Source organism: Sorangium sp. So ce887, from assembly GCF_051521455.1.
Classification (GTDB): domain Bacteria; phylum Myxococcota_A; class Polyangia; order Polyangiales; family Polyangiaceae; genus Sorangium.
Genome location: NZ_CP150354.1, coordinates 6,207,509 through 6,229,705 on the forward strand (window position 1 = coordinate 6,207,509; position 22,197 = coordinate 6,229,705).

General features: G+C 72.9%; 16 protein-coding genes. 10 read left to right on the plus strand and 6 right to left on the minus strand.

Annotated elements, in window-relative coordinates; genetic code table 11:
- Positions 1 to 26: 26 nt before the first annotated feature.
- Positions 27 to 2,831, minus strand: coding sequence for a hypothetical protein (locus tag WMF36_RS22860; protein ID WP_437581748.1), 2,805 nt, complete (start codon positions 2,829 to 2,831; stop codon positions 27 to 29).
- Positions 2,832 to 3,016: 185 nt separating this feature from the next.
- Here WMF36_RS22860 and gatC point away from each other — a divergent pair, with 185 nt between their 5' ends.
- The 7 genes from gatC (at position 3,017) to WMF36_RS22895 (ending at position 10,711) form a co-directional block, all read left to right on the plus strand.
- Positions 3,017 to 3,328 carry an Asp-tRNA(Asn)/Glu-tRNA(Gln) amidotransferase subunit GatC gene (gatC, locus tag WMF36_RS22865; RefSeq protein ID WP_020737093.1) on the plus strand — a complete coding sequence of 104 codons (312 nt, stop codon included), beginning with the start codon at positions 3,017 to 3,019 and terminating at the stop codon, positions 3,326 to 3,328.
- A gap of 5 nt (positions 3,329 to 3,333) precedes the next feature.
- Positions 3,334 to 4,881 carry an Asp-tRNA(Asn)/Glu-tRNA(Gln) amidotransferase subunit GatA gene (gene gatA / locus WMF36_RS22870; RefSeq protein WP_437581749.1) on the plus strand — a complete coding sequence of 516 codons (1,548 nt, stop codon included), beginning with the start codon at positions 3,334 to 3,336 and terminating at the stop codon, positions 4,879 to 4,881.
- Between the two features lie 16 nt (positions 4,882 to 4,897).
- Positions 4,898 to 5,494, plus strand: a complete 597-nt coding sequence (locus WMF36_RS22875) for a GNAT family N-acetyltransferase (RefSeq protein ID WP_437581750.1) — start codon at positions 4,898 to 4,900, stop codon at positions 5,492 to 5,494.
- Between the two features lie 93 nt (positions 5,495 to 5,587).
- The gene (locus tag WMF36_RS22880) at positions 5,588 to 6,754 is read left to right on the plus strand and encodes an NAD-dependent epimerase/dehydratase family protein (protein WP_437581751.1); all 1,167 of its coding nucleotides are present in this window, start codon (positions 5,588 to 5,590) and stop codon (positions 6,752 to 6,754) included.
- Positions 6,755 to 6,809: 55 nt separating this feature from the next.
- Positions 6,810 to 8,033 (plus strand): lysophospholipid acyltransferase family protein, encoded by a 1,224-nt coding sequence (locus tag WMF36_RS22885; protein WP_437581752.1) that lies wholly within the window; start codon positions 6,810 to 6,812, stop codon positions 8,031 to 8,033.
- Positions 8,030 to 9,202, plus strand: a complete 1,173-nt coding sequence (locus tag WMF36_RS22890; protein ID WP_437581753.1) for a tRNA pseudouridine synthase B — start codon at positions 8,030 to 8,032, stop codon at positions 9,200 to 9,202. The genes WMF36_RS22885 and WMF36_RS22890 overlap by 4 nt, the downstream gene beginning before the upstream one ends.
- A gap of 165 nt (positions 9,203 to 9,367) precedes the next feature.
- Entirely contained in the window at positions 9,368 to 10,711 is a 1,344-nt protein-coding gene (locus tag WMF36_RS22895; RefSeq protein ID WP_437581754.1) for a hemolysin family protein, read from the plus strand.
- Positions 10,712 to 11,017: 306 nt separating this feature from the next.
- Here WMF36_RS22895 and WMF36_RS22900 read toward each other — a convergent pair whose 3' ends face one another.
- Positions 11,018 to 11,950: a formin gene (locus WMF36_RS22900; RefSeq protein WP_437581755.1), complete on the minus strand. Its 933-nt coding sequence runs from the start codon at positions 11,948 to 11,950 to the stop codon at positions 11,018 to 11,020.
- 690 nt (positions 11,951 to 12,640) lie between these two features.
- Here WMF36_RS22900 and WMF36_RS22905 point away from each other — a divergent pair.
- The gene (locus tag WMF36_RS22905) at positions 12,641 to 13,615 is read left to right on the plus strand and encodes an alpha/beta fold hydrolase (protein WP_437581756.1); all 975 of its coding nucleotides are present in this window, start codon (positions 12,641 to 12,643) and stop codon (positions 13,613 to 13,615) included.
- 132 nt (positions 13,616 to 13,747) lie between these two features.
- Here WMF36_RS22905 and WMF36_RS22910 read toward each other — a convergent pair whose 3' ends face one another.
- From WMF36_RS22910 to WMF36_RS22925, 4 genes are all read right to left on the minus strand, one after another.
- Entirely contained in the window at positions 13,748 to 16,144 is a 2,397-nt protein-coding gene (locus tag WMF36_RS22910; RefSeq protein ID WP_437581757.1) for a Tex family protein, read from the minus strand.
- A gap of 55 nt (positions 16,145 to 16,199) precedes the next feature.
- Positions 16,200 to 17,483 carry an imidazolonepropionase gene (hutI, locus tag WMF36_RS22915; RefSeq protein ID WP_437581758.1) on the minus strand — a complete coding sequence of 428 codons (1,284 nt, stop codon included), beginning with the start codon at positions 17,481 to 17,483 and terminating at the stop codon, positions 16,200 to 16,202.
- Positions 17,480 to 18,595, minus strand: coding sequence for a beta-N-acetylhexosaminidase (gene nagZ / locus WMF36_RS22920; protein WP_437581759.1), 1,116 nt, complete (start codon positions 18,593 to 18,595; stop codon positions 17,480 to 17,482). Before nagZ ends, hutI begins: the two co-directional genes overlap by 4 nt.
- A 122-nt stretch (positions 18,596 to 18,717) precedes the next feature.
- Complete coding sequence (locus WMF36_RS22925) at positions 18,718 to 19,728, minus strand: zinc-dependent alcohol dehydrogenase family protein (RefSeq protein ID WP_437581760.1); 1,011 nt, start codon at positions 19,726 to 19,728, stop codon at positions 18,718 to 18,720.
- A gap of 218 nt (positions 19,729 to 19,946) precedes the next feature.
- Here WMF36_RS22925 and WMF36_RS22930 point away from each other — a divergent pair, with 218 nt between their 5' ends.
- Together WMF36_RS22930 and WMF36_RS22935 are read left to right on the plus strand one after the other, a co-directional pair.
- Entirely contained in the window at positions 19,947 to 20,999 is a 1,053-nt protein-coding gene (locus WMF36_RS22930; RefSeq protein ID WP_437581761.1) for a CAP domain-containing protein, read from the plus strand.
- The gene (locus WMF36_RS22935; RefSeq protein WP_437581762.1) at positions 20,996 to 22,183 is read left to right on the plus strand and encodes a GspE/PulE family protein; all 1,188 of its coding nucleotides are present in this window, start codon (positions 20,996 to 20,998) and stop codon (positions 22,181 to 22,183) included. Before WMF36_RS22930 ends, WMF36_RS22935 begins: the two co-directional genes overlap by 4 nt.
- The last annotated feature ends 14 nt before the right edge of the window (positions 22,184 to 22,197 follow it).

Consider the following 22,197-nt stretch of genomic DNA (forward strand, 5'->3'; position numbering starts at 1 on the left):
AGGAGAGGATCCGGGCGCGCCCACGCTCAGGGGTCTCCGTTCGCCGTTTCCTCTCTCTTCGGCTTTTTGAAGTATCGAACTCGCTTCTGCTGGAGCGGATACCAGACGCTGTGCGGAACGATCGGTGTGGATTCGAACATCCTGCCTGCGCCGGGCGCCTCGGCGCGCGTGAGCCGGACGGCGCGCGGGCCCGAGGGCGGGTGAACCGCGGCGCCGGAGAGATCTGTATCGCCGCCGAGGGCCACCGAGAGCGGCCGGGAGAGGTAGATCCGCGAAGAGCACCCGAGCCGCGCCAGGAAGTCCTGGAGGAGCTTCGCGTCGCGCGGGTCCACGGGCGTCGGGGGCGGCGCCGAGGCGTCCGGCGACAGCGCGGCGTCCGGTGCGCTGGACGGGCCGGCCGCCACCCGCTCGACGTAGATCAGCATCCCGTCCTCGTCGTTGACGCCGAGAGCGGCCACGGCCCCCGCGCTGCCGTCAGCCCCCGTCGCGATCCGGACCGCGCCGCGGACCGGAGGGGTCGGCGAGGCAGAGAAGGCCCCGGCCGAATGCCATAGGCTCGACGCCGCGCCCCGGCCCCCGCCGGGCGCCGCGCCGCCGTCTCCGTCGCCGAGCACCGCCACGGCCGCGCCCGTCCCGGCCGGCGGGGGCGCCCCGGGCTCGCCCAGCGGTGTGGCCGCGACGGTCCGGGGATCGACCTTGAGCACCCGCAGCCGCACGTCGGGCCGCGCGGGGTCGGGGCGGAGCTCGGTGGTCGCCACCGCGTACGGGAAGCCGTGCTGCGGGAGCCCCTGGGTGCGCCAGATGCCCTCCCCCGCCTCGGCCGGCGCGGCGCGCGGGGCGAGCGGCGGCCCCGGCAGGAGGTGTCGCAGCGTCATGTAGAAGAAGTCGCGCGCCTCCCGCCGGATGTAGCGGGGGAAATTCATCAGGCCCATGCCGCGGATGAGCCGGCGGCCGCGGAACCGGTAGCCCGAGAGCCCCGAGACCTCGCCCTCCGCCTCCCATTCGCCCTGGAGCGGGCGCCCCAGCGCGGGCAGCTCGCCGCTCGGCGCCACATGGTAGAACTCGAGCCCGCTGTGGCCCGCGTTCATGTCGAGCGCGATCCCGTAGGCGCAGCGGGCCTGGATCATCGCCTGGGACAGGGCCTCCGGGCTGACGTCGGCGCCGTAGAAATACGCGACGAAGCGCTCCCGGGTCAGGCAGATGCCGGTCCTCACCGTGTGCGTCTTGTCGGCCCAGCCGGGCGGCGTGCCCCCCCACCATGTCCGTCCGAACGGATTCCACTTCTCGTCCTGGACCATGACCGTCATGTTCTGACGGAACGAGAGCATCCACTCGGGGATCGTCTCGTCCTCCGACCAGGTCCCGAAGACGGTGCTGCCGTCGCGCCGGACGGCCACGGTCGCGGCGTACGGCTTCGGCGGCAGGTACACCACCCCGTCGGCCATCATGCCGAACTCGCCGTGCATCGCCTGGAAGCCCGCGTTCGACGCCGCGACCACGCGCTTCATGACCTCGGGCGTGCGCGGGATGAGCCCGGGCCCCGCCTCGCCCGTCGCGCCCTTGGGCTCCACCGTGCCCGCCATCATGTGCAGCTCCACCTGCCGCGGGTCCCAGAGCGCGACGTAGACGCGCGTCGCCTTGCGCGAGCGATCCGCCCGCATATACGTGGTCATGAACGCCGGCGGCAGCCCGTCGAGCTTGCGCACGAAGGCGTCGCCGCCCTGCGGGTTCCACTGCCCCTCCCCGGGCAGCGCCGGCGTCACCCACGGATCGAGCGGCGAGGGCGGCCAGCCGATCTCGGGATCGATCGGGCTCTGGCGGACGGGCGGATCCAGCGCGCTCTTGCCGAGGTCCGAGGCGATGTCCTCGGCGCCCGTGTCGCCCGTCACCGCCTCTTTGTTGCGGAGCACGAAATCGAGCGCCGTGAACGCCACGGCCTTGACCGTCTGCATCGCGGCGTCGCCGATCACGAAGCGCACCCGGTCGACCGCCCAGGTGACGAAGTTCCCCGGCCGCGCCGTCTCGAACGCCTCGGCGCGGATCCACGCGGGCAGCGGCGCGTCCGCGCCGTGCAGGGGCAGGCGCGCCTCGCGGCCGGCCGCGCGGACGACGACCGCGCTGTCGTCCTCGAGGGCGATCGCGACGTCGCCCGCGTTCGGGGCGCGTCGGCTGCCCCCGTCGGGCTCCGCGGCGCCGGGATCCTCCACGCCGGGGTCCTCGGCGGCGAGGTCCTCGGCGGGGGCGGGGTCGATCGCGAACGTCCGCCGGCCGATCCCGCGCAGCCGGCCGGTCGCCTGCCAGTTCGTGAGGGCGTGCTGGAGCCGCTCGACGAGGGGCCAGTCGGCGCCGCCCGGGAGCTCCCGTCCGCCGAGATCGAGCACGTGCACCGTGGGCGACGCGGCCTCGATCAGCGGGCGCGAGATGTACGCCAGCGCGTCGCGCCGGAGCACCGGCTTCGACTCGTCCGCGCTGCTCGTCTCCGTGAGGTTGTGGATCCCCGAGACGTCGAGCAGGACGCCCTCGGGCGAGAGCCTGGTGTCGACGAGGTAGAGGTCGGTGGGCTCCCCGCGGTCGGCGTCACGGCGCGCGCCGCGCGCGACGGCGCGCGCCGTGACGCCGAGCGGGCGGAAGCCGCCGCGCGGCGGGTCCACCCAGACCACGTCGCCGGACGCCGCGGTGATGCCCTGCTCCGCGAGCTCCGCGGCGAGCGCGGTCGAGCGATCTCGAGCGCCTCCGCCCACGTCCGGCGACATCGCAACGGCCGCGGCCATGCAGAGGACGATGATGCCGATGCGCTCGCGGCGCAGGGAGGGCGTTTTCGGGGACAGCATTCGCCAACAACGCGCGGCGGGCCGGGGCTCCTGCCCGAGCGACCGAGAACGACCGAGCGCGCGAGAGCCCGCCGTTATCACCGTTTTTGTACCGCGGCCAGATTCGGGGGGCGCGCGTGGGGCGGCCCTCCATGCGGCCGGCTCTAGCGTCCGCCGAACCGGCGGTGCTACATCGGGCGCTCGCCATGTCGAACGCTGACTCGCCCCCTCTCCGCCGCGATGAGGCGCTGACGATAGCGCGCCTCGCCCACCTCGACCTCTCCGCTGAGGAAATGGAGCGCCTCACCGGTGATCTCGGCAACATCCTCAGCTACGTCCGGCAGCTCGAGGAGCTCGACGTCTCGGCGGTGCCGCCGACGGCGCACGTGCAGATCGAGCGGCTGCCGCTCCGCGCCGACGAGGAGGCGCCGAGCCTGCCGCGCGAGGTGGCCCTGCGGGAGGCGCCGCGGGTCGAGGACGACGGGTTCGCCGTGCCGGCGTTCGTGGACGAGGGGTGAGGCCGATGGACACAGCGATCCTCGATCGATCCATCCCGGAGCTCGCGGCGCTCGTGCAGCGCGGCGAGGTGAGCGCCGAGGAGGTGGCCCGGGCCGCGCTCGCGCGCATCGAGCAGCGCGACGGCGGGCTCGGCGCGTTCCTCACCCTGCAGGGCGAGCAGGCCGTCGAGGCCGCGCGCGCGCTCGACGCGAGGCGCGCGCGCGGCGATGCGCTCGGCCCGCTCGCCGGCGTGCCGATCGGGCTCAAGGACGCGCTCTGCACCGAGGGCGCGCCGACGACCGCCGGCTCGAAGATCCTCACGCGGGCGGCGGCGGGCGGATCGTTGAAGGCGCCTGACCCGTCGCGCGGGTATCGCCCGCCGTACGACGCCACGGTCGTCGCCCGCCTGCGCGACGCCGGCGCGATCCTGCCGGGCAAGTGCAACATGGACGAGTTCGCGATGGGCTCGTCGAACGAGAACAGCGCCTTCGGCCCGGTGAAGAACCCGTGGGACCCGACGCGCATCCCCGGCGGGTCGTCCGGCGGCAGCGCGGTCGCGGTGGCGGCGGGGATGACGCCCGGCTCGCTCGGCTCGGACACGGGCGGCTCCATCCGGCAGCCGGCGAGCCTCACCGGCGTCGTCGGCATCAAGCCGACGTACGGCCGCGTCTCTCGCTACGGCCTCATCGCGTTCGCCTCGAGCCTCGACCAGATCGGGCCGTTCGCGCAGGACGTGAAGGGCGCCGCGCGCCTGCTCGAGGTGATCTCGGGCCGCGATCCGCGCGACGCGACGAGCCTCGACGCGCCGGTGGGCGCCTACGAGGCCGCGTGCGGCCGCGACGTCGCGGGCCTGCGCATCGGCGTGCCCGAGGAGTACTTTGCGAAGGGCATCGATCCGCAGGTCGAGGCGAAGGTGCGGGAGGCGATCGAGGGCCTGCGCGGGCTCGGCTGCGAGATCAGACCCGTGCACCTGCCGCACACGCGCTACGCCGTGGCGGCCTACTACATCGTGGCGACCGCCGAGGCGTCGTCCAACCTGGCGCGCTTCGACGGCGTGCGCTTCGGGCTGCGCGTGGAGGGCGAGCGCGGCGGGAAGGCGGACCTCCAGGGCCTCTACGGCAGCACGCGCGGCGAGGGGTTCGGCCGGGAGGTGAAGCGCCGCATCCTGCTCGGCACGTACGTGCTCTCCGCGGGCTACTACGACGCGTACTACCTGCGCGCGCAGAAGGTCAGGACGCTGATCCGGCGCGACTTCGACGAGGCCTTCCGCGAGGTCGACCTCATCGCGGCGCCGGTCTCGCCGACGGTCGCGTTCCGGCTCGGGGAGCGCGTCGACGACCCGCTCTCGATGTACCTCGCCGACGTCTACACGCTGCCCGCGAGCATGGCGGGCCTGCCCGCGATCAGCGTCCCGTGCGCGACCGCGCCGGCGCCCGACGGCGGGCCTGCGCTGCCCGTCGGCCTGCAGCTCATCGGCCCTGCGCTGGAGGAGGCGCGGCTCTGCAGGGCGGCCTACGCGTGGGAGCAGATCTCTCCGGTGCGCGGGCTGCGCGCGCGCGTGTCGATCGCGTGAGAAAGGGAGCGCGAAGGTGAGCTCCGCGATCGCGGTGGCGGCGGCCGGCCCCGAGCACCTGGCCGGGCTCGAGGCGCTCTTCGAGGCCGCCGGCACGCCCTGCTACTGCCGCTACTACCACTTCGGGGGCACCAACAACGAGTGGCTCGCGCGGTGCTCGGACGGCCAGGGCGAGAACCGCCGGGAGTTCGCCGAGGCGCTCGCCGCAGGCAGCGACGAGGCGCGCGGCGTCGTGGCGCTCGCGAAGGACGTCCAGGACGTGGTCGGGTGGCTCAAGGTCGCGCCCGCCGCGGTCGTGGCGAAGGCCTACGAGCGCCGGCTGTACCGGGGGCTGCCGTGCTTCGCGGGCGATCGCGCCGGCGTCTTCCTGATCGGCTGCGCCGTCGTGCACCCGGGCCATCGCCGGCAGGGCGTCGCGACGGCGCTCGTCGCGGGCGCGGTGGAGCTCGCGCCCGCCTGGGGTGCGCGCGCCCTCGAGGCCCTGCCTCGCCGTCCGAAGGAGCCGGTGAGCGACGAGGAGCTGTGGACCGGCCCGGTCTCCGCGTTCACGAGGAACGGATTCGTCGAGGTGAACGCTTTCGAGCCGTACCCGGTCCTTCGCCGGATGCTGTGACCGCGCCGCCCTGCGGACGTCGCGGGCGGGCACGGCGGCCGTCGCGCTGCGCTTGCGCGCGCCGGCCGACCAGGTAGTGTCGCGCCCGCGCGCATGGCTTCCCCGTCCGAGCACCCCGACGCTGCGGCCCACGACGACCCTGCCGAGCGGAGCTCCGCCGCAGGTGCAGACCGCGCCGCGCCCGCCGCCGACCCAGGCGCGGCGACGAGCAGCCCGGGCGAGCCCGCGGCGGCCGAGGCCTCGCCTGTCAGCCGGCAAGCGTCGTCCGGCCCGAGGGGCCGGGTCGTCGCCCTCACCGGCGCCGCGTCCTTCCTCGGGCGCAACCTCATCGGCATCCTCGAGGAGGATCCCCGCATCGCCCGCGTGGTGGCCATCGACCTCAAGCCGCCGGACACGGGCGGCTCCAAGCTGCGCTTGCACACGGTCGACCTGACGGCGCCTGCGTCCGAGGAGCACGTCGCCGAGGTGCTCGCGGCCGAGCAGGTGGACACGCTCGTCCACCTTTGCTTCCTCTCGTCGCCGACCCCGGCGACCGCCTGGGCCCACGAGCTCGAGTCGGTGGGCACGATGCACCTGCTCCACGGCGCGCGCCAGGCGAACCTGCGCAAGCTGATCCTCTGGAGCCAGACGATCCTCTACGGCGCACACCCGACAAACCCCAATTTCCTCACGGAAAAGCACCCGCTCCGCGCCGATCCGGAGGAGCGCTTCTTCGCGGACAAGATGGCGGCCGAGCGGGAGTTCAACGCCTTCGGCGCGAAGGCCAAGGGCACGACCGTCACCATCCTGCGGACCGCGCCGATCCTCGGTCCGACCGTCCAGAACTACCTCACCCGGTACCTGGCGCGGCGGCTGGTCATGACCATGCTCGGCTTCGACCCGCTGTGGCAGTTCATCCACGAGGTCGACGCGATCGCCGCCTTCAAGCTCGCCATCGACAGCGATTTCCCTGGAACGTTCAACATCGTGGGCGACGGCGTGCTGCCGGTCTCCACGATCGTGCGCCTCGCGGGCCGGACGTCCTTTCCGGTGCTGCACAGCGCCGCCGGCCCGCTCGTCGCTGCCCTCTGGGCTGCGCACGCGGCGATCGCGCCGCCCAGCTTCCTGCGCTACCTGCGCTACGTGTGCGTGGCGGACGGCGAGAAGGCGGCGCGCGTCATGGGGTTCCGGCCGGTCTACTCCACGCGCGAGGCGCTTCTCGATTACACCAGCGCGCAGCGGCTGCGGGACGTGCGGCTCCTGCAGGAGACACCCGCGTGAGGCGGTTCGGGGGGTAAGCATGGGCACGGAGCACGATCGAGCGCGCAAGGGAGCAGTGAATGGGCCATCGGCGTCGGCGCGGGGGCGCTCCGAACGACCGGGGTCGAGGCAGGTCGTCCCGAGCATCGACGTCGAGGACGAGGAGACCCGGTACCTGGCGCCGATCGGCCCGACGGAGCCCTCGGACGGGCGAAAGATGCAGTCGTCCGAGGTGCACGCCCCTGTCGTGCCGGTGACGGCCGACGAGCTGGAGCGTCAGATCCGGGAGCTCGAGACGCGGCTCAAGAGCATGCTCGCCGGGGGCCAGCCGCACGACGCGAGCGCGGGGAGTCGCGGCGGGCCCGAGACGCAGCGGGGCCCCCGCCAGGGCAGCGCGCCCGCGGCTCACGAGGGCCACGCCAGCGAGCCGCCGCCGTCCGAGCCGGGGACGGCGCGGGACGTCCTGTCGACCGATTTCTACCTGCGGCAGTGGGGTCGCGCCGGCCTGCGCAGCCGCTCGGAGGAGGTCGACGAGTTCGGCTTCGATCCCAAGTACGAGGCCCGCTACAGGCCGCTCTTCGACTTCCTGTACAGGCACTACTTCCGCATCGATCTCCAGGGTGTCGAGCACATCCCCAGCGAGGGGCGGTGCCTCGTGGTGTCGAACCACGCGGGCGGGCCCATTCCGTACGACGGGCTCATGCTGCGGGCGGCGGTGCGGCGGGAGCACCCGGCGCATCGGGAGCTCCGCTGGCTGGCCGACGACTTCGTGTACTATCTGCCGTTCGCCGGCACGATCATGAACCGGCTCGGCGCCGTGCGGGCCTGCCAGGAGAACGCCGAGCGGCTGCTCGCGGGCGAGCGGCTCGTCGCGGTGTTTCCGGAGGGGGCCAAGGGCAGCGGGAAGCTCTACAAGGACCGGTACCAGCTCCAGCGGTTCGGCCGCGGCGGGTTCATCCGGCTCTGTCTGCGCACGCGCACGCCGCTCGTGCCCTGCGCCATCGTGGGGGCCGAGGAGACGAACCCGCTCCTTTACCGGGTCGAGCACGTCACGCGCGCGCTCGGCATCCCGTACTTGCCCATCACGCCGACGTTCCCCGCGCTCGGGCCGCTGGGCCTCGTGCCCGCGCCCACCAAGTGGAAGATTCGCATGGCCGAGCCGATGCGGTTCGACGCCTACGGCCCCGAGGCGGCGGACGACCAGATCCTTGTGCGGCGCCTCGCCGAGCGGGTGCGCGCGACGATCCAGGGGCTCCTCGACGAGACGCTGGCCACCCGGAAATCGATCTGGTTCGGATGAAGCAGACTGCGCAGACGGATCCTCCGCCCATGCCCGAGCACACCGTGGAAGGGGCACCGCCCCCTGAGCCCGAGCGGGCGACGACCGGGAGGCCACGCCCCGACGGCGTGCTGGTGATCGACAAGCCACGCGGGCCGACGAGCCATGACGTCGTGGCCCGGCTGCGCCGCGTCCTCGGGGTGAAGCGCATCGGGCATGCGGGGACGCTGGACCCGATGGCGTCCGGCGTCCTCGTGGTGCTCGTCGGCGAGGCCACCAAGCTCGCCCCGTACCTGACCGCTCAGGACAAGCGCTACACGGCGCGCGTCGTCCTCGGCGTCGGAACGGACACCCTCGATGCGGACGGGGAGATCACGGCGGCGCAGCCCCTGCCGGCGTGGCTCGACGACGAGCTCGGCGCGCTCGCCGGGGCCGGCGGCACCCCCGGCGCCGAGGCGGTCGCGCGCGCGGCGCCGCGCATCGCGGCGGCGCTCGACGCGGAGCGGGCGAGGAGGGAGCAGACGCCGCCTGCCTACTCGGCCATCAAGGTCGCGGGGCAGCGCAGCTACGCCCTCGCGCGCGCCGGCCAGGCGGTGGATCTCGCGGCGCGGTCTGTCGAGGTCCGGTCGCTCGCGGTCGCCGGCGCCTCGCGCGGCGGGCCCGACACGCCGGCCGCGGACGCCGCGCCCGCCACCCTCGAGCTCGAGCTCGAGGTCAGCAAGGGTTACTACGTGCGCTCGCTCGCCGGCGATCTCGGCGCGCACCTCGGCGTGCCCGCGCACCTGTCCGCCCTCCGCCGCACCGCGAGCGGCGCCTTCACGGTGGCGCAGGCGGTGCTCCTCGACGCCGGCGCCGGGGCGCTGCGCGCCGCCCTGCGTCCGCTCGCCGAGGCAGCCGCCTCCAGCCTCCCCGTCGCCCGCCTGACCGAGGACGGCACCCGGCGCGCGCGCCTCGGACAATCGCTCACCGAGTCCGACTTCTCCATGGCTCCTGCGCATCCCGGCGCCGCCGTATGGCTCGACCCGGACGGACACGTCGTTGCTCTGGGCGCGCCGGACATGACACTGGGCGCCCCCGAGGGCACCGGCGCCGAGGCTGCCGAGAGCTCACCTGCCCTGCTCGTGACCCGATTTTCCGTCCTACGTGGTTTCACCGGGGGGGCCGATGCCCGTGAAAATGCTGCCAGGTGATGGAAATGCCGCAACGCACGGCAATTCCCTGGACTTCGGCAGATCCACGGATCATGTCACTGGCCGAGCTTGGCCTTGTGGGTCGAGCCTGGGAGTCCGCCCTGCAGCGAGACCGCCGAGAGCGCGTGGATCCGTCGTCTCCCGAGATTTCGCGCCCCGGTCCGGTTGCGCTCCCCTCGCCTGTTCCGTTACGATTCGTCCGTTAGGAGTCTCGGTTTGAGTCCCGATTTCGTTCCATTGCCAGCGCTCGGCGCTGCAGTTCTCTCCGCTGTACTTGGCTCGCTGTTCGTCGGCGCCGACACCGCCCTGACGACGCTGAGCGCAACCAGGCTCGGCGCGCTGATTGAGCAGTCGACGGGCCCCACGAAGGCCGCCTACGAGCGGATTCGTCGAGAAGACGCCAAGCTCCGCTCCCGTTACCTGCTCGGCTGGGTCGTATCGACCAGCCTGACCGCCGCCTGCTTCGACCTCTTCTTCCGGCGAAGCGTCCCGGGGGCGGCCCTGGGTCTCGAGCTGGCGACCACCGCTGTCGTCTGCGGGGCCCTTTACGAGGTCAGCTCGACGCTGGGCCGCAAGCACGCCGATCGGGCGGCATCGATGGCGGTCCGCTTCTTGCGCCCTCTCGAGATCGCGATGCTGCCGCTCGCCGTACCGCTCGGCTGGATCGGCTCCCGGCTCGGGCATCGGGACGGTGAGCAGCCTTCGAACCCGCGGGTTGCCGAGGCCGAGGTCGAGATCCTTGTCGATGAGGTCGAGCGCTCTGGCCTCTTCGGGCGAGAGCCGGCGGAGATGATCCGGAATGTGCTCGAGTTCGCCGATCGCACGGCGCGGGACGTCATGGTGCCGCGCTCCAAGGTCGAGGCGATCGAGATCTCCACTCCGCTCGAGAAGGTGCTGGAGATCGTGACCGAGAGCGGGCACTCCAGGTATCCGGTGTACAAGGACCAGATCGACAACATCGCTGGTCTTCTCTACGCGAAGGACATGTTCAAGGTCCTCGAGGAGCGCCGTCTCAAGAACACGACGCTCCGGGAGATCACGCGGAGCCCTGCCAATTTCGTCGCCGAGTCGCAGCCGCTCTCCTCTCTGCTGAGGGAGATGAAGAGCCGGAGACAGCACCTTGCGATCGTGGTCGACGAGTTTGGTGGGATGTCTGGGATTGTCACCCTGGAAGACGTCCTCGAGGAGATCGTCGGCGACATCCGGGATGAGCACGACGAGACGGACGATGGGGCATCGATCCAGGACCTCGGCGACGGCCGGCTGGTCGCCGACGCGGCGGTGTCGATGAGTGATCTCTCGGCGTACCTGGGAGCGGAGCTCGACCGGGAGGGAAAGTACGAGTCGCTCGGCGGCATGCTCACGCAGCACGTGGGCAAGGTGCCCGAGGTGGGCACGGCGGTGAGCAAGTTCGGGTTGCGCTTCATCGTGCGGGACAGCGACGAGCGGCACATCGGGAAGGTGGAGATCGTCCGCCCCCGCGCCATGGGCGCCGGCGGCGCCGCCTAAAGCGGCCGCCAGCGAGGCCCTGCCGAGCTGCCCGGCCCGCGGCGCGCGCTGCTCTCCGGTCTGCGACGGCCGCGCGCTGCCTTCCGGTCTGCGACGGCCGCGCGCTGCCTTCCGGTCTGCGACGGCCGCGCGCTGCCTTCCGGTCTGCGACGGCCGCGCGCTGCCTTCCGGTCTGCGACGGCCGAGCGGCGCGCGCCCGCACAGGAGACGGGCCCAGATCGGCGTTTTCGGCGCGCAGGCGTACTCTCGTACGCCGAGCACCGAAAACGCCGAGGTGGGCCCGTATCCGCAGCGGGCGCGTGCCGCTCAGCGGGCGAGGGAGATTTTGCGGAGCTCGTTCGCGAGATCGTCGCCCTCTTTGATGAGGCCGGCCGTCTCGGTGACGGGGTTTTCCTTGTTGCCCTCGAGCAGCTGGCGGACGTCGATCATCGCGCCGCGCAGCTTGAAGACGATCTGCTCGCTCGTGAAGGCGGCCACGGACTGAGGGTCGACCGGAAGGGTCTGCAGGTCGCCGCCGGCGATGTCGCCCTTGGTCCAGCGGGTGGCCTCCTTCTCGGCAGCCTTCAGGCCCTGCTGCGTGCGCTCGAGACGGGTCACCGTGTACTTCGCCGGCCAGTCCTTGCCGAACGGGAACGGCGCCTTGTTGGGAACGAGCTCGGCCAGCGTCTTGTCGCCGTCCCGGCGGAAGACGACCGAGAAGTTCACCACGGGCTCGTCCTGCTCCTTCCACGATTTCTCGACGGACCCCTGCGCCGCCGTGAGCAGGTTCTTGAGGCTGTCCTTGGTCTTGTTCAGATCCTGGACCGACGTCGTGTAGGCGAGCAGCTGACGCATCACCCGGCCCGGAAGGCTGCCGATCTGCTTCCCCTCCAGGTTGGTGGCATCGAACGGGACGTTGATCGCACCGAGCTCGGTCGTCAGCTCTGCCGGGAAGCTCTTCTGCGAGAGCTTCGCGGCACCCTCCTCGAGCTTCTTGGTCAGCTCCTCCATCTTCGCGTTCGCGGCCCGCACGTCCTTCTCGAGCGCCGCGGCGCCCTCGACAGCGAGCTTGCCGCGATCGCCGCGCTCCTTCGTGCCGCCGACCGCGAAGCCCACGGCGATGCCGACCAGCGCCGCGAGGCTCGCGTAGAGCGCCGTCTTCTTCGAGGCCTTCCGGCGCTCCTGCTCGACCTCCTCGCCGACCTCGACCTTGATGGTCTGCGCGGCCGCCGTCGGCTTCGGCGGGGGCGTCTGGATCACGGGACGCGGCGCCGGCGCGAACGGAGGCAGCGGAATTCCCGGAGAGATGCCCGGCGGAGGCGCAATGCCTCCCACCGAGGGCATGGGCGGACGCGCGCTCGGATACGGCGAGGGCATGCCGCCCGGGAGCGGGCCCCCGTCGGGAGGCGGCCCCGATCCAGGCTGCGGGCCAGGCACGGGAAGGGGGACGGCCGCTCCCGGGGCCCCGCCTATCGTCGTTTTGCCAAGCCGAGCCTTCAGATCGATTTTGCTCTTCTTCTTTTCTTCAGCCATCGGCTCCTCGAGGACGGGATCGCTGCACCACTTCGCCCTGAAAACTCCAGCCCGCCCGAGGGAACCGACCCACCGCGGCCCGAACCGGAGCTGCTCCTGCGCGAGCGGCGACAGGATGTGACACGGGCCGGCCTCCAGCGGACCGACATGGGAGCGGGGAGGAAAAGATCAGCAACACAACGGGAGCGTCGGGCGAGCGGACGACCCGCCGCGCACGTTAGCGGCGCGCCGCCTGGAATGTCAACGCGATGGCGATCATGGCGCAGGGTGTGTTTCGGCGAGCGATCGCCAGACCGCGCCGCCACCGCGATCCGCGGCAGCGCCCTCGCCCGGGCGTAAGGCCGCCCCCTCCGCCCCCGCAGGCCGTCGCCGGCAGCATGGCCCTCCGCGGAGGGACCGGGTAGGAAGCAGGGGCCCATGGTCTCGTTCAAGCTCGGCGGGGGCCGGCAAGCGCCGCCCCCTTCTTCCCCCGGCGGGGGCCGGCAGGCATCGCCTCCGCGGCGACCGCCGCTCCGGATGGAAACCCGGCGGGTGACGAGCTTTGATGGAACCGACATCGCCTACCGGGTGACGCCACCGCCGTTCGAAGGAGCGAAGACGGTGGTCCTGTTCAACGGGCTGGGCGGGCCCTACCTCGTCTGGCGGGCGCAGATCGAGTACCTGTCCGACCAGTACCGCTTCATCACGTGGGACTACCGCGGGATGTACGCGTCGAAGCGCCCGTCGCTGGACGCCCCGGAGGCCTATGCGGTGGCCAGCCACGTCCGCGACCTGGAGGCGATCCTCGCGGCCGAAGGGGTCCGGCACGGCTCGCTCATGGGATGGAGCATGGGCGTCCAGGTCGCGCTGGAGGCGTTCCGCCGGCTCCCAGGGTTCGCCGCGAACCTGGTCCTGTTGAACGGCACCCACCGCCCGCCGCTGGAGACGATGGGGCCGCTGCCGGGGCTCGGGCGGCTGTTCCCGCCGCTCGTGGCGCTCGCAGCGCGCGCTCAGACGGCCGCGACGAGGATGACTCGTCGCGTCATCGGCCAACCGGACGCTGTGGCATGGCTGCGGCGGCTGGGGCTGCTCGGGAAGACGCTCGACGGCGAGGTGCTCGCCGAGCTCGTGCAGCCGTTCGGCCAGCTCGATATGGAGGCGTTCCTCCGGAACCTCCGCGCGCTGGGCACGCACGACGTCGAGGAGGTGCTCGACCAGATCGACGTCCCGACGCTGCTCATCGCCGGCGACCGCGACGCGTTCACGCCCCGAGCGCTGGCCCAGTCGATGGCGCGACGCATCCCGCTGGCCGAGATCCTCGTGGTCCGCGGCGGCACCCACACCACCGCGCTCGAGTTCCCGGAGCTCGTCTCGCTCCGGATCGAGCGCTTCTTCGCGGACCACGATTTCTAGACCGGAGCCCCCGCCAGGACGCCGAGAGATCCGCTTCTTCTCCCCTGGAGTCTTCGGCGTCCTCGCGGCTCTTCTCTTCCGTCTCGACCGGCGCTGACGGCGGCCCACGGCGAGCCGTCCGTCACCTCGGGGCTATTTCCGCAGCAGATCCGCGAACGGGTTGTTGCGGAAGCCGCCCGCCGAGTTGCCCTGCCCCTGCCCCTTCCCTTGCCCCTGGGCCGGCCTGCGGCCGTCGTTGCGAGCGCGCGCGTCGCCGCCGGCCGGCGGGCCGCCCGCCTGCGGGCGCGCGCCGGCGGGGGCGCCGCCCTTCTTCGCGGTGAGGGCGATGCGCTTGCGCACGAGGTCGACCTCCAGCACGCGCACCTTGATCTTCTCGCCGACCTTGGCGGCCTCGTTCGGATCCTTCACGAACCGGTCCGCGAGCTGCGAGACGTGCACGAGGCCGTCCTGATGGACGCCGATGTCGACGAAGGCGCCGAACGCCGTCACGTTGGTCACCACGCCCTCGAGCTCCATGCCCGGCTTGAGATCCTCCATGGTCCGCACGTCGTCGCGGAACTTCGGCGGCTCGAACGTGGCGCGCGGGTCGCGGCCGGGCTTCTTCAGCTCGCTCAGGATGTCGTTCAGCGTGAACGAGCCGACGTCGCCGGCCTCGTACTTCTTGGGATCGATCCGCGCGATCGCCGCCGTGTCGCCGATGAGCGACCCGACCGGCACGCCGAGATCCGTCGCGATGCGCTCGACGAGGCCGTAGCGCTCCGGGTGCACGGCGCTCGCGTCGAGCGGGTGCTCCCCTCCCCGGACCCGCACGAAGCCCGCCGCCTGCTCGAACGTCCGCGGGCCGACCCCGGGCACGTCGAGCAGCGCCTTGCGGCTCTTGAACGCGCCGTGCAGATCGCGGTGGGCGACGATCTTCTTCGCGAGGCTCGGGCCGATGCCGGCGACGCGGGCGAGCAGCGGGGCGCTCGCGGTGTTGAGCTCGACGCCGACCCGGTTGACGCAGCTCTCGATCACCTCGTCGAGCTTCCGCGCGAGCAGACCCTGATAGACGTCGTGCTGGTACTGGCCGACGCCGATGCTCTTCGGGTCGACCTTCACGAGCTCCGCGAGCGGGTCCTGCAGCCGGCGAGCGATGCTGATCGCGCCGCGCACCGTGAGGTCGAGGTCGGGGAACTCCTCGCGCGCGACGTCGCTCGCCGAGTAGACGCTCGCGCCTGCCTCGCTCACCGGGACGCAGAACATCGTCCCTGACGCGGGCCCGTGATCGGCGTTCGCCGTCTCCTTCAACCCCTCCGACGCGAGCACGTCCTTCACGAACGCCTCGGTCTCGCGGCCGTGCGTGCCGTTGCCCACCGCGACCGCGCGGAGCGGGTACTTGCGGCAGATGCGGCGCAGATCCTGCCGCGCGCGCTCCAGCGCGTCGCTGCTCCCGACTAGGTAGATCGTCGTGTGCTCGAGGAGCTTGCCCGTCTCGTCGACGACGGCGCACTTGCAGCCGGTGCGCTGGCCCGGGTCGATGCCGAGCACCGCCTTCGTGCCGAAGGGCGCCGCGAGGAGGAGCTCGCGGAGGTTCTGGGCGAAGACCTCGACCGCGCCGCGATCGGCCTGCATCTTGAGGTCGACGCGCACGTCGCTCTGCACCGCCGGGAGCAGGAGCCGCTTCACGGCGTCCTCCGCGGCCTTCGTGAGCTCGCCGGCCCACGGCGACTTCGGCTTCAGCCCCACCGCCGCGTGGATCGGCGGGACGAGCGGCTCGGGCGCGAGCTCGATCGCGGCGCGGAGCACGCCCTCGGCCTCGCCGCGACGGATGGCGAGGTAGCGGTGCGAGGGGATGTTCGCGACGGCCTCCTCGAAGCTCGCGTACATGTCGAACTTCGTCTGCTTGCCGTCGTGCTCCTCGTTCTTCTGAACCTTGATGACGCCTTCCCTGACGTAGGCCTCGCGGACGAGCTTGCGCACGTCGGCGTGCTCGGCGATGCGCTCGGCGCAGATGTCGCGCGCGCCGGCGAGGGCAGCCGCCGCGTCGGGGACCTCCTTCTCGGCGCTGACGAAGGCGCGGGCCTCCTCCTCGGGGCTGCCGTCCGCCGGCTGCGACCAGAGGCGATCCGCGAGCGGCTCGAGGCCCCGCTCCTTCGCGATGATGGCGCGCGTGCGGCGCTTCGGCTTGAAGGGCAGGTAGAGGTCCTCGAGCTCGGCCTTGGTCTGGCAGGCGCGGATCTTCGAGGCGAGCGCGTCGGTGAGCTTGCCCTGCTTCTGGATCTCCGCGAGCACCGTGCCGCGGCGCTCCTCGAGCTCGAGCAGGTAGGCGCGGCGCTCCTCGATCGCGCGGATCTGCACCTCGTCGAGCCCGCCGGTCGCTTCCTTGCGGTAGCGGGCGATGAACGGCACCGTCGCCCCCTCGGCGAGCAGCTTGGCCACCGCCGAGACCCCTTGGCGCGGAAGACTCAGCTCCTCGGCGAGGAGCGGGACGGGATCAAACGAGCTGTCCGCGCGGCTCGGGACAGCGACAGGACTCTGCGTCTCGGTCATGAGCGCGGCATACGCGCAGGGTGCACGCGCGTCCAGGCTTGACTTGCGCGCCGCCTCACCCGGCCGCCGCGATGACCTCGCCGTCGCGCAGCACGGCCAGCGCGCGCGGCGCGCCCCAGGGCTGCACGATCGCGTTCTCGTGCGGCAGGTCCCAGACGGCGAGGTCGGCGCGGAGCCCCGGCCGCACGGCGCCGCACACGCCGCCGAGCCCGAGCGCGCGCGCCGCCTCGCGCGTCGCGCCCAGGATCGCCTCGGCGACCGTGAGGCCGTAGAGCCGCACCGCGAGCGCGAGCGCGAGCGGCAGGCTCTCGGTCGGCGCCGTGCCGGGGTTCGCGTCGCTGCCCACGATCAGCGGGACGCCGGCGGCCCGGAGCGCGGCGACGGGCGGCGGCTCCTGCCGCAGCGTGAAGCTCGCCACGGGCAAGAGCGCGGCGGCGACGCCCGCCCGGGCGAGCGCCGCGATGCCCGCAGGCGCGACGCGCTCGAGGTGGTCCGCCGACGCGGCGCCGAGCTCGGCCGCGAGCTCGGCGCCGCCCACGTCCGCGAACTGCCCGACGTGCACGCGCACGCCGAGCCCCAGCGCGCGCGCGCGCTCGAGCACCGGCCGCGCCTCGGCGACCGAGAACGCGCTCCGGTCTATGTATGCGTCGACGTAGCGCGCGAGGCCGGCCGCGGCGATCGCGGGCAGCCACGAGCGCGCGACCACGCCGGCGTAGGCGGCGCGATCGCCGCCCGCCTCCGGCGGGAGCGCGTGCAGGGCGAGGTACGTCGGCACGACGCGGGGCAGGCGCGCGTCCCTCCCCGCCTCGGCGACCGCCTCGAGCTGCTTGCGCTCCGAGGCCTCGTCGAGGCCGTAGCCGCTCTTCGCCTCCACGGCGGTCACGCCGAGCGCCGCCATCCGGCGGAGGCGGGCGCGGAGCGCGCCGGCGAGCTCGCCGGCCGTCGCGGCGCGCACCGCGCGCATGCTCGCGACGATGCCGCCGCCGGCCGCGGCGATCGCCTCGTAGTCGCCGCCGGCCATGCGGACCGCGTACTCCGCGTCCCGCGAGCCGACCCACGGCGCGTGCGTGTGGCAGTCGACGAGCCCGGGCGTGACGACCCCCGCGGCCTCGATCGCGACCGGGACGCCGGCCTCGGGCCGCAGCACCTCGCGCCGCGGCCCGACCGCCTCGATGGCGCCGCCCCGCACGACGATCGCGGCGTCCTCGATCACCCCGAGCGGATCGCCGGCCGAGGCGCGGGACGGGTCGCACGTGACGAGCCGGCGCGCGGTGACGGCGAACGCGCGATCGGGGCGCTGCGCGGGCTCCGCCGGCGCGGCCCCCGGCGGCGCGGTCACGTGGCCGCCCCGGCGGCGAGCGCGGCGCGCACCCGCTCGATGTCCGCGAGCACCGCCCTCGAGGCGGGCCCGCCGACGATCTCGGCGAGCGCCGCGGGCGAGGCGACCGGTCGCGGCGGGCACCTCCGGCGCAGCCCGAGGCAGCGCGCGGCCGCCTCGACGCAGCGATCGCGGAAGCTCGGATCGCGCTCGGCCCTGCGCACGAGCGCCTCGTGCGCGCGGTCCTGCAGGTCCTCGTCCTTGCAGACGAGCAGCGCATCGCAGCCCGCCGAGATGGCCGCGGTGGCGGCCTCCTCGACCGGGTGATGCGCCGCGATCGCGGCCATCTCGAGGTCGTCCGAGAAGAGCACCCCCTCGAAGCCGATCTCTCCGCGCAGGAGGCCGGTGCAGATGGATCGGGAGAGCGTCGCCGGCACGCCGGGATCGAGCGCCTCGACGACGATGTGCGCCGTCATCAGCGACGCGACGCCGGCGCGGCAGGCGGCGCGGAACGGCGGCAGCTCGATCTCGTCGAGGCGACCGCGGCCGTGGGCGAGGGTCGGGAGCGCGAGGTGGCTGTCGAGCGCCGTGTCGCCGTGCCCCGGAAAATGCTTGCCGCAGGCGAGGACGCGCTCCTCCTGGAGCCCCTCGAGGAACGCGACGCCGCCCTGCGCGGCGGCGCGAGGATCGCGGCCGAAGGCGCGATCGCCGATGATCGGGTTCGCGGGGTTCGAGTCGACGTCGAGCACGGGGGCGAAGTTCAGGTTGATGCCGACGGCCCGGAGCTCGGACGCGACGGCGCGCGCCGCGCGGCGCAGCAGCGGGAGATCCATGAGGTCGCCGAGCGAGCGCATCGGCGGCAGCTTCAGGAACGGCGCGGGCAGGCGGGTGACGCGGCCCCCCTCCTGATCGATGCCGAGGAAGGGAGGCCGATCCGGGCCGCTCGCCGCGGCGAGCGCCGCGCAGAGCCGCAGCGTGGCGTCCATGTCAGGGACGTTGCGCCGGAAGAGGATCGCTCCGCCCCTCCGCCCCTCGGCGAGCGCCCGGAGGTACCGGGCGGGCGGCTCGGCGCCGTCGAAACCGCCCACGATGAGCTGACCACACAGGACCTCGAGCTCCAGATCGAGCTGCACCGTCCACCACCTCTCGCGCGGCCGAGACGCGTGGCTGGCCGCGGGGTCCGTTCGTAAACGACTTGGGCCGACGAGGCCACTTTTGAGGGACGCGTCGGAGGGCCCGCGCCGCGGCCCGCCCGTCAGAAACGGAGCGCGATCTTCCCGAAGTGTCCGCCGCTCGCCATGTGGTCGAGCGCCTGGCGGATCTCGGTGAAGGGGAACACGCGGTCGACGACCGGGCGGAGTCCGCTCGCCGCGATCGCGCGGCTCAGGTCCTCGAACATCGCGCGCGAGCCGACGAAGATGCCCTGCGCGCGGATCTGCTTCATCAGGAAGGGGAACAGGTTGAGCTCCGGCGCGCCGCCCGAGAGCACGCCGATGAGGCTCACGCGCCCGCCGAGCCGCACCGCGCGGAGCGACCGGGCGATCGTGCCCGCGCCGCCCACCTCGATCACGTGATCCACGCCCGCGCCGCCGGTGAGCGAGAGCGCCTGCGTGTCCCAGTCGGGCGTCGTGCGGTAGTTGATCGTCTCCGACGCCCCGAGCGACCTCGCGCGCTCGAGCTTCTCGTCGCTGCTCGAGGTGACGATGACGCGGGCGCCCGCGAGCCGGGCGAGCTGCAGCGCGAAGATCGAGACGCCGCCCGTGCCCTGCACGAGCACCGTGTCGCCCGCCTTGAGGTGGCTCGCCGCGAAGAGCGCGTTCCAGGCGGTCACCGCGGCGCACGGCAGCGTCGCGGCCTCCTCGTCCGTGAGGTGCGGCGGGACCGCGACGACCCCCTCCTGATCCAGGAGCACCTGCTCCGAGAGCACCCCCGGCAGCTCTCCACCGAGCGCCCCCTTGGTCTTGGCCCGGGAGATCTCCCCGTCGATCCAGCGCTGGTGGAAGATCGGGCACACGCGATCGCCGGCCTTCACCCGCGTCACCCCTTCCCCCACCCCGATCACCTCGCCGACCCCGTCCGAGAGCGGGACGAGCGGCAGCGAGAGCTTCGGGTTGTAGAGGCCCTTCGCCATGAGCAGGTCGCGGAAGTTGAGCGACGCCGCCTTCATCCGGAGGACGATCTGCCCGGGCCCAGGCTTCGGTTCCGGGAGGTCCATCGGGCGGAGCGCGTCGAGGCCGAACGAACCCTGGAGAGCGAACGCTTTCATGCAGATCCTCCTTCAGCGGAGGTGCGCTATCTCATGCGGGGTGGACCCGGTCAACGCGCCAGGCGCCGCGCAGCGCCTGGGAAGCGAGCCAGAGGCGCGGGCTGCTCCGCGTGCCGGCGAGGGGGCGCACCCGGGTGCGCGCGCGACAGCGAGGCGCTACCGTCGCAACAATGCACGCGAGCACGAGAAGCACGAGAAGAGGACGAAAGACAGGAACGATGGGCGGGGCGCCCAGGCTGGGGCTCATCGCCGCGGGCGCCCACGCGCTCGCGTGCGGCGCGAGCGCCGGGAGGGAACCGGCCGAAGGAACGTCGGGGGCGCGGGCCGCCGAGGCAGCGACGGAGGAGAGCGCGCGCACTTCGGAGGGCGAAGCCTCGGACGCCGAGCCCGGCAGCGGCGGCGAGGCGCAGGCCGCATCCGCGCCGCCCGCCCCGGGGCCGCGGATGACCCGCGCGGAGGCGGGGCGGTACGTGCTCGCGCTTGTGAACCGCGATCGGGCTGCGCACAAGCTGCCGCCCGTCCGGTGGGACGAGACCGCGGCGCGCGCGGGGCGGCGGCACACGGAGGACATGGTCCGCGTGGGCTTCACCGGCCACTGGGGCAGCGACGGGTCGGTCCCGGAGGAGCGCTACACAGCGGCCGGAGGCGACGGCTTCGTCATGGAGAACGCCGGCTGCTTCGCCGACGCGATCCCGCGCGAGGTCGATCCGGATCCGCGCTTCTCCGCGGAGAGCCTCGAGCGGGTCCACCACGCCTTCATGAACGAGAAGCCCCCGGCCGATGGGCACCGGCGCAACGTGCTCACAGCGTCGCACACGTCGCTCGGGGTCGGGCTGGCCAAGGCCAAGGGGTTCGACATCGCCTGCATGGCGCAGGAGTTCGTCGACGACTACGGCACGTACCAGAAGCTGCCCAGGCGGGCGCAAGTCGGCGAGGTGATCCAGGTGGCCGGCGAGGTCCGCGCGCCGGCGAAGATCGCGGGCGTCGGGATCTCGCGGATCGAGCCGGGCAAGCCGATCCCGCCGGAGAAGCTGCTCAGGATGGGCGGGTACGCGATCCCGTCCCCCTACGCGACGTTCTTCCCGAGGGGCTTCAAGACGCCTATTCCTCTTCAGGTGACAGGCAATCGATTCGACATCGAGGTCCCGCTGAACGACCGCAAGCGGCCCGGCCTCTACGGCGTCAGCGTCTGGGCGACGTTCCCCCCCTCGAACGAGCTCAAGATGGTCTCGCTCCGCATCATCGACGTCGGCAAGGGAGGCGCGCGGTGAACCACAGCCGCCCCCCGGCGTCGTCGGCCGAGGATCTCGACGCGGTCAAGGTGCTCGATCACCTGGTCCGCCGCGCGGTCTCCATGGGCGCGAGCGACATCCACGTCGAGCCGAAGCGCGACAGCATCCGCGTGCGCTACCGCGTCGACGGCGTGATGGTGGCCCAGGGCCAGATCCCGATCGAGATCGGGCCGTCGCTCACGTCGCGCGTGAAGGTGCTCGCGCGGATGGATATGACCGAGCGGCGCCTGCCGCAGGACGGCCAGTTCGGCCTGGAGCTGCACGGGCACCCGCTCATCCACCTGCGCGCCTCGACGTTCCCCGCGATCCACGGCGAGACGCTGGTGCTGCGCGTGCTGCTCAGCCACCAGCTGATCGCGCTCGAGAAGCTCGGGCTCTCCGAGGGCGACGTGCCGCGGCTCCAGGGGCTCGCGGAGCGCGCTTCGGGGCTCATCGTCGTGTGCGGGCCGACCGGCTCGGGCAAGACGTCGACGCTCTACTCGCTGATCAAGGTGATGAAGACCAGCGAGCTCAGCATCGTCACGCTGGAGGATCCGATCGAGGTCGAGTTCGCCGACATCACCCAGGGACAGACCAACCCGAGGCAGGGCTTCACGTTCGCGACCGGCCTGCGCGCGATCCTGCGGCAGGACCCGGACGTGATCATGGTCGGCGAGATGCGCGATCCAGAGACGGCGCAGATCGCGCTGCAGGCGAGCCTCACGGGGCACCTCGTGCTGTCGACGCTGCACACCTCGGATGCGGTCGACACGGTCGCGCGGCTCGTGGACCTCGGCGCGGAGTCGTGGATCGTGGCGAACGCCCTGCTCGCGGTGATCGCGCAGCGGCTCGTGCGGCGGCTCTGCGAGGAGTGCGCGGAGAAGTACGAGCTCGAGACCGCCGTGACGGACGAGGAGGAGCAGGTCCTCATCGAGAAAGGCACCGAGCTGAAGCGCGGGGTCGGGTGCCAGACATGCCACCTGACGGGCTACCGGGGCCGGGTCGGGCTCTTCGAGATGCTGGAGCTCGACGACGACCTGCGGGATCTCGTCAAGGCGCGGGCGGGGAAGCGCGCGTACCGGGACGCCTCGCGCAAGGTGGGGCTCGTGCCGCTCCGGCACGCCGGGCTCACCAAGGTGAAAGAGGGCGTCACCTCCCTGGACGAGGTGCTCCGCGTGACGTGACGGCCTCTGGCGCA

Bases quoted from the DNA above. Each gene is read 5' to 3' on its own strand.
- WMF36_RS22890 (WP_437581753.1), top strand. From the start codon at position 8,030: ATGAAGCAGACTGCGCAGACGGATCCTCCGCCCATGCCCGAGCACACC.
- WMF36_RS22925 (WP_437581760.1), bottom strand. From the start codon at position 19,728: ATGAAAGCGTTCGCTCTCCAGGGTTCGTTCGGCCTCGACGCGCTCCGC.
- WMF36_RS22910 (WP_437581757.1), bottom strand. From the start codon at position 16,144: ATGACCGAGACGCAGAGTCCTGTCGCTGTCCCGAGCCGCGCGGACAGC.
- WMF36_RS22880 (WP_437581751.1), top strand. From the start codon at position 5,588: ATGGCTTCCCCGTCCGAGCACCCCGACGCTGCGGCCCACGACGACCCT.
- WMF36_RS22905 (WP_437581756.1), top strand. From the start codon at position 12,641: ATGGTCTCGTTCAAGCTCGGCGGGGGCCGGCAAGCGCCGCCCCCTTCT.
- WMF36_RS22860 (WP_437581748.1), bottom strand. From the start codon at position 2,831: ATGCTGTCCCCGAAAACGCCCTCCCTGCGCCGCGAGCGCATCGGCATC.
- gatA (WP_437581749.1), top strand. From the start codon at position 3,334: ATGGACACAGCGATCCTCGATCGATCCATCCCGGAGCTCGCGGCGCTC.
- gatC (WP_020737093.1), top strand. From the start codon at position 3,017: ATGTCGAACGCTGACTCGCCCCCTCTCCGCCGCGATGAGGCGCTGACG.
- WMF36_RS22930 (WP_437581761.1), top strand. From the start codon at position 19,947: ATGGGCGGGGCGCCCAGGCTGGGGCTCATCGCCGCGGGCGCCCACGCG.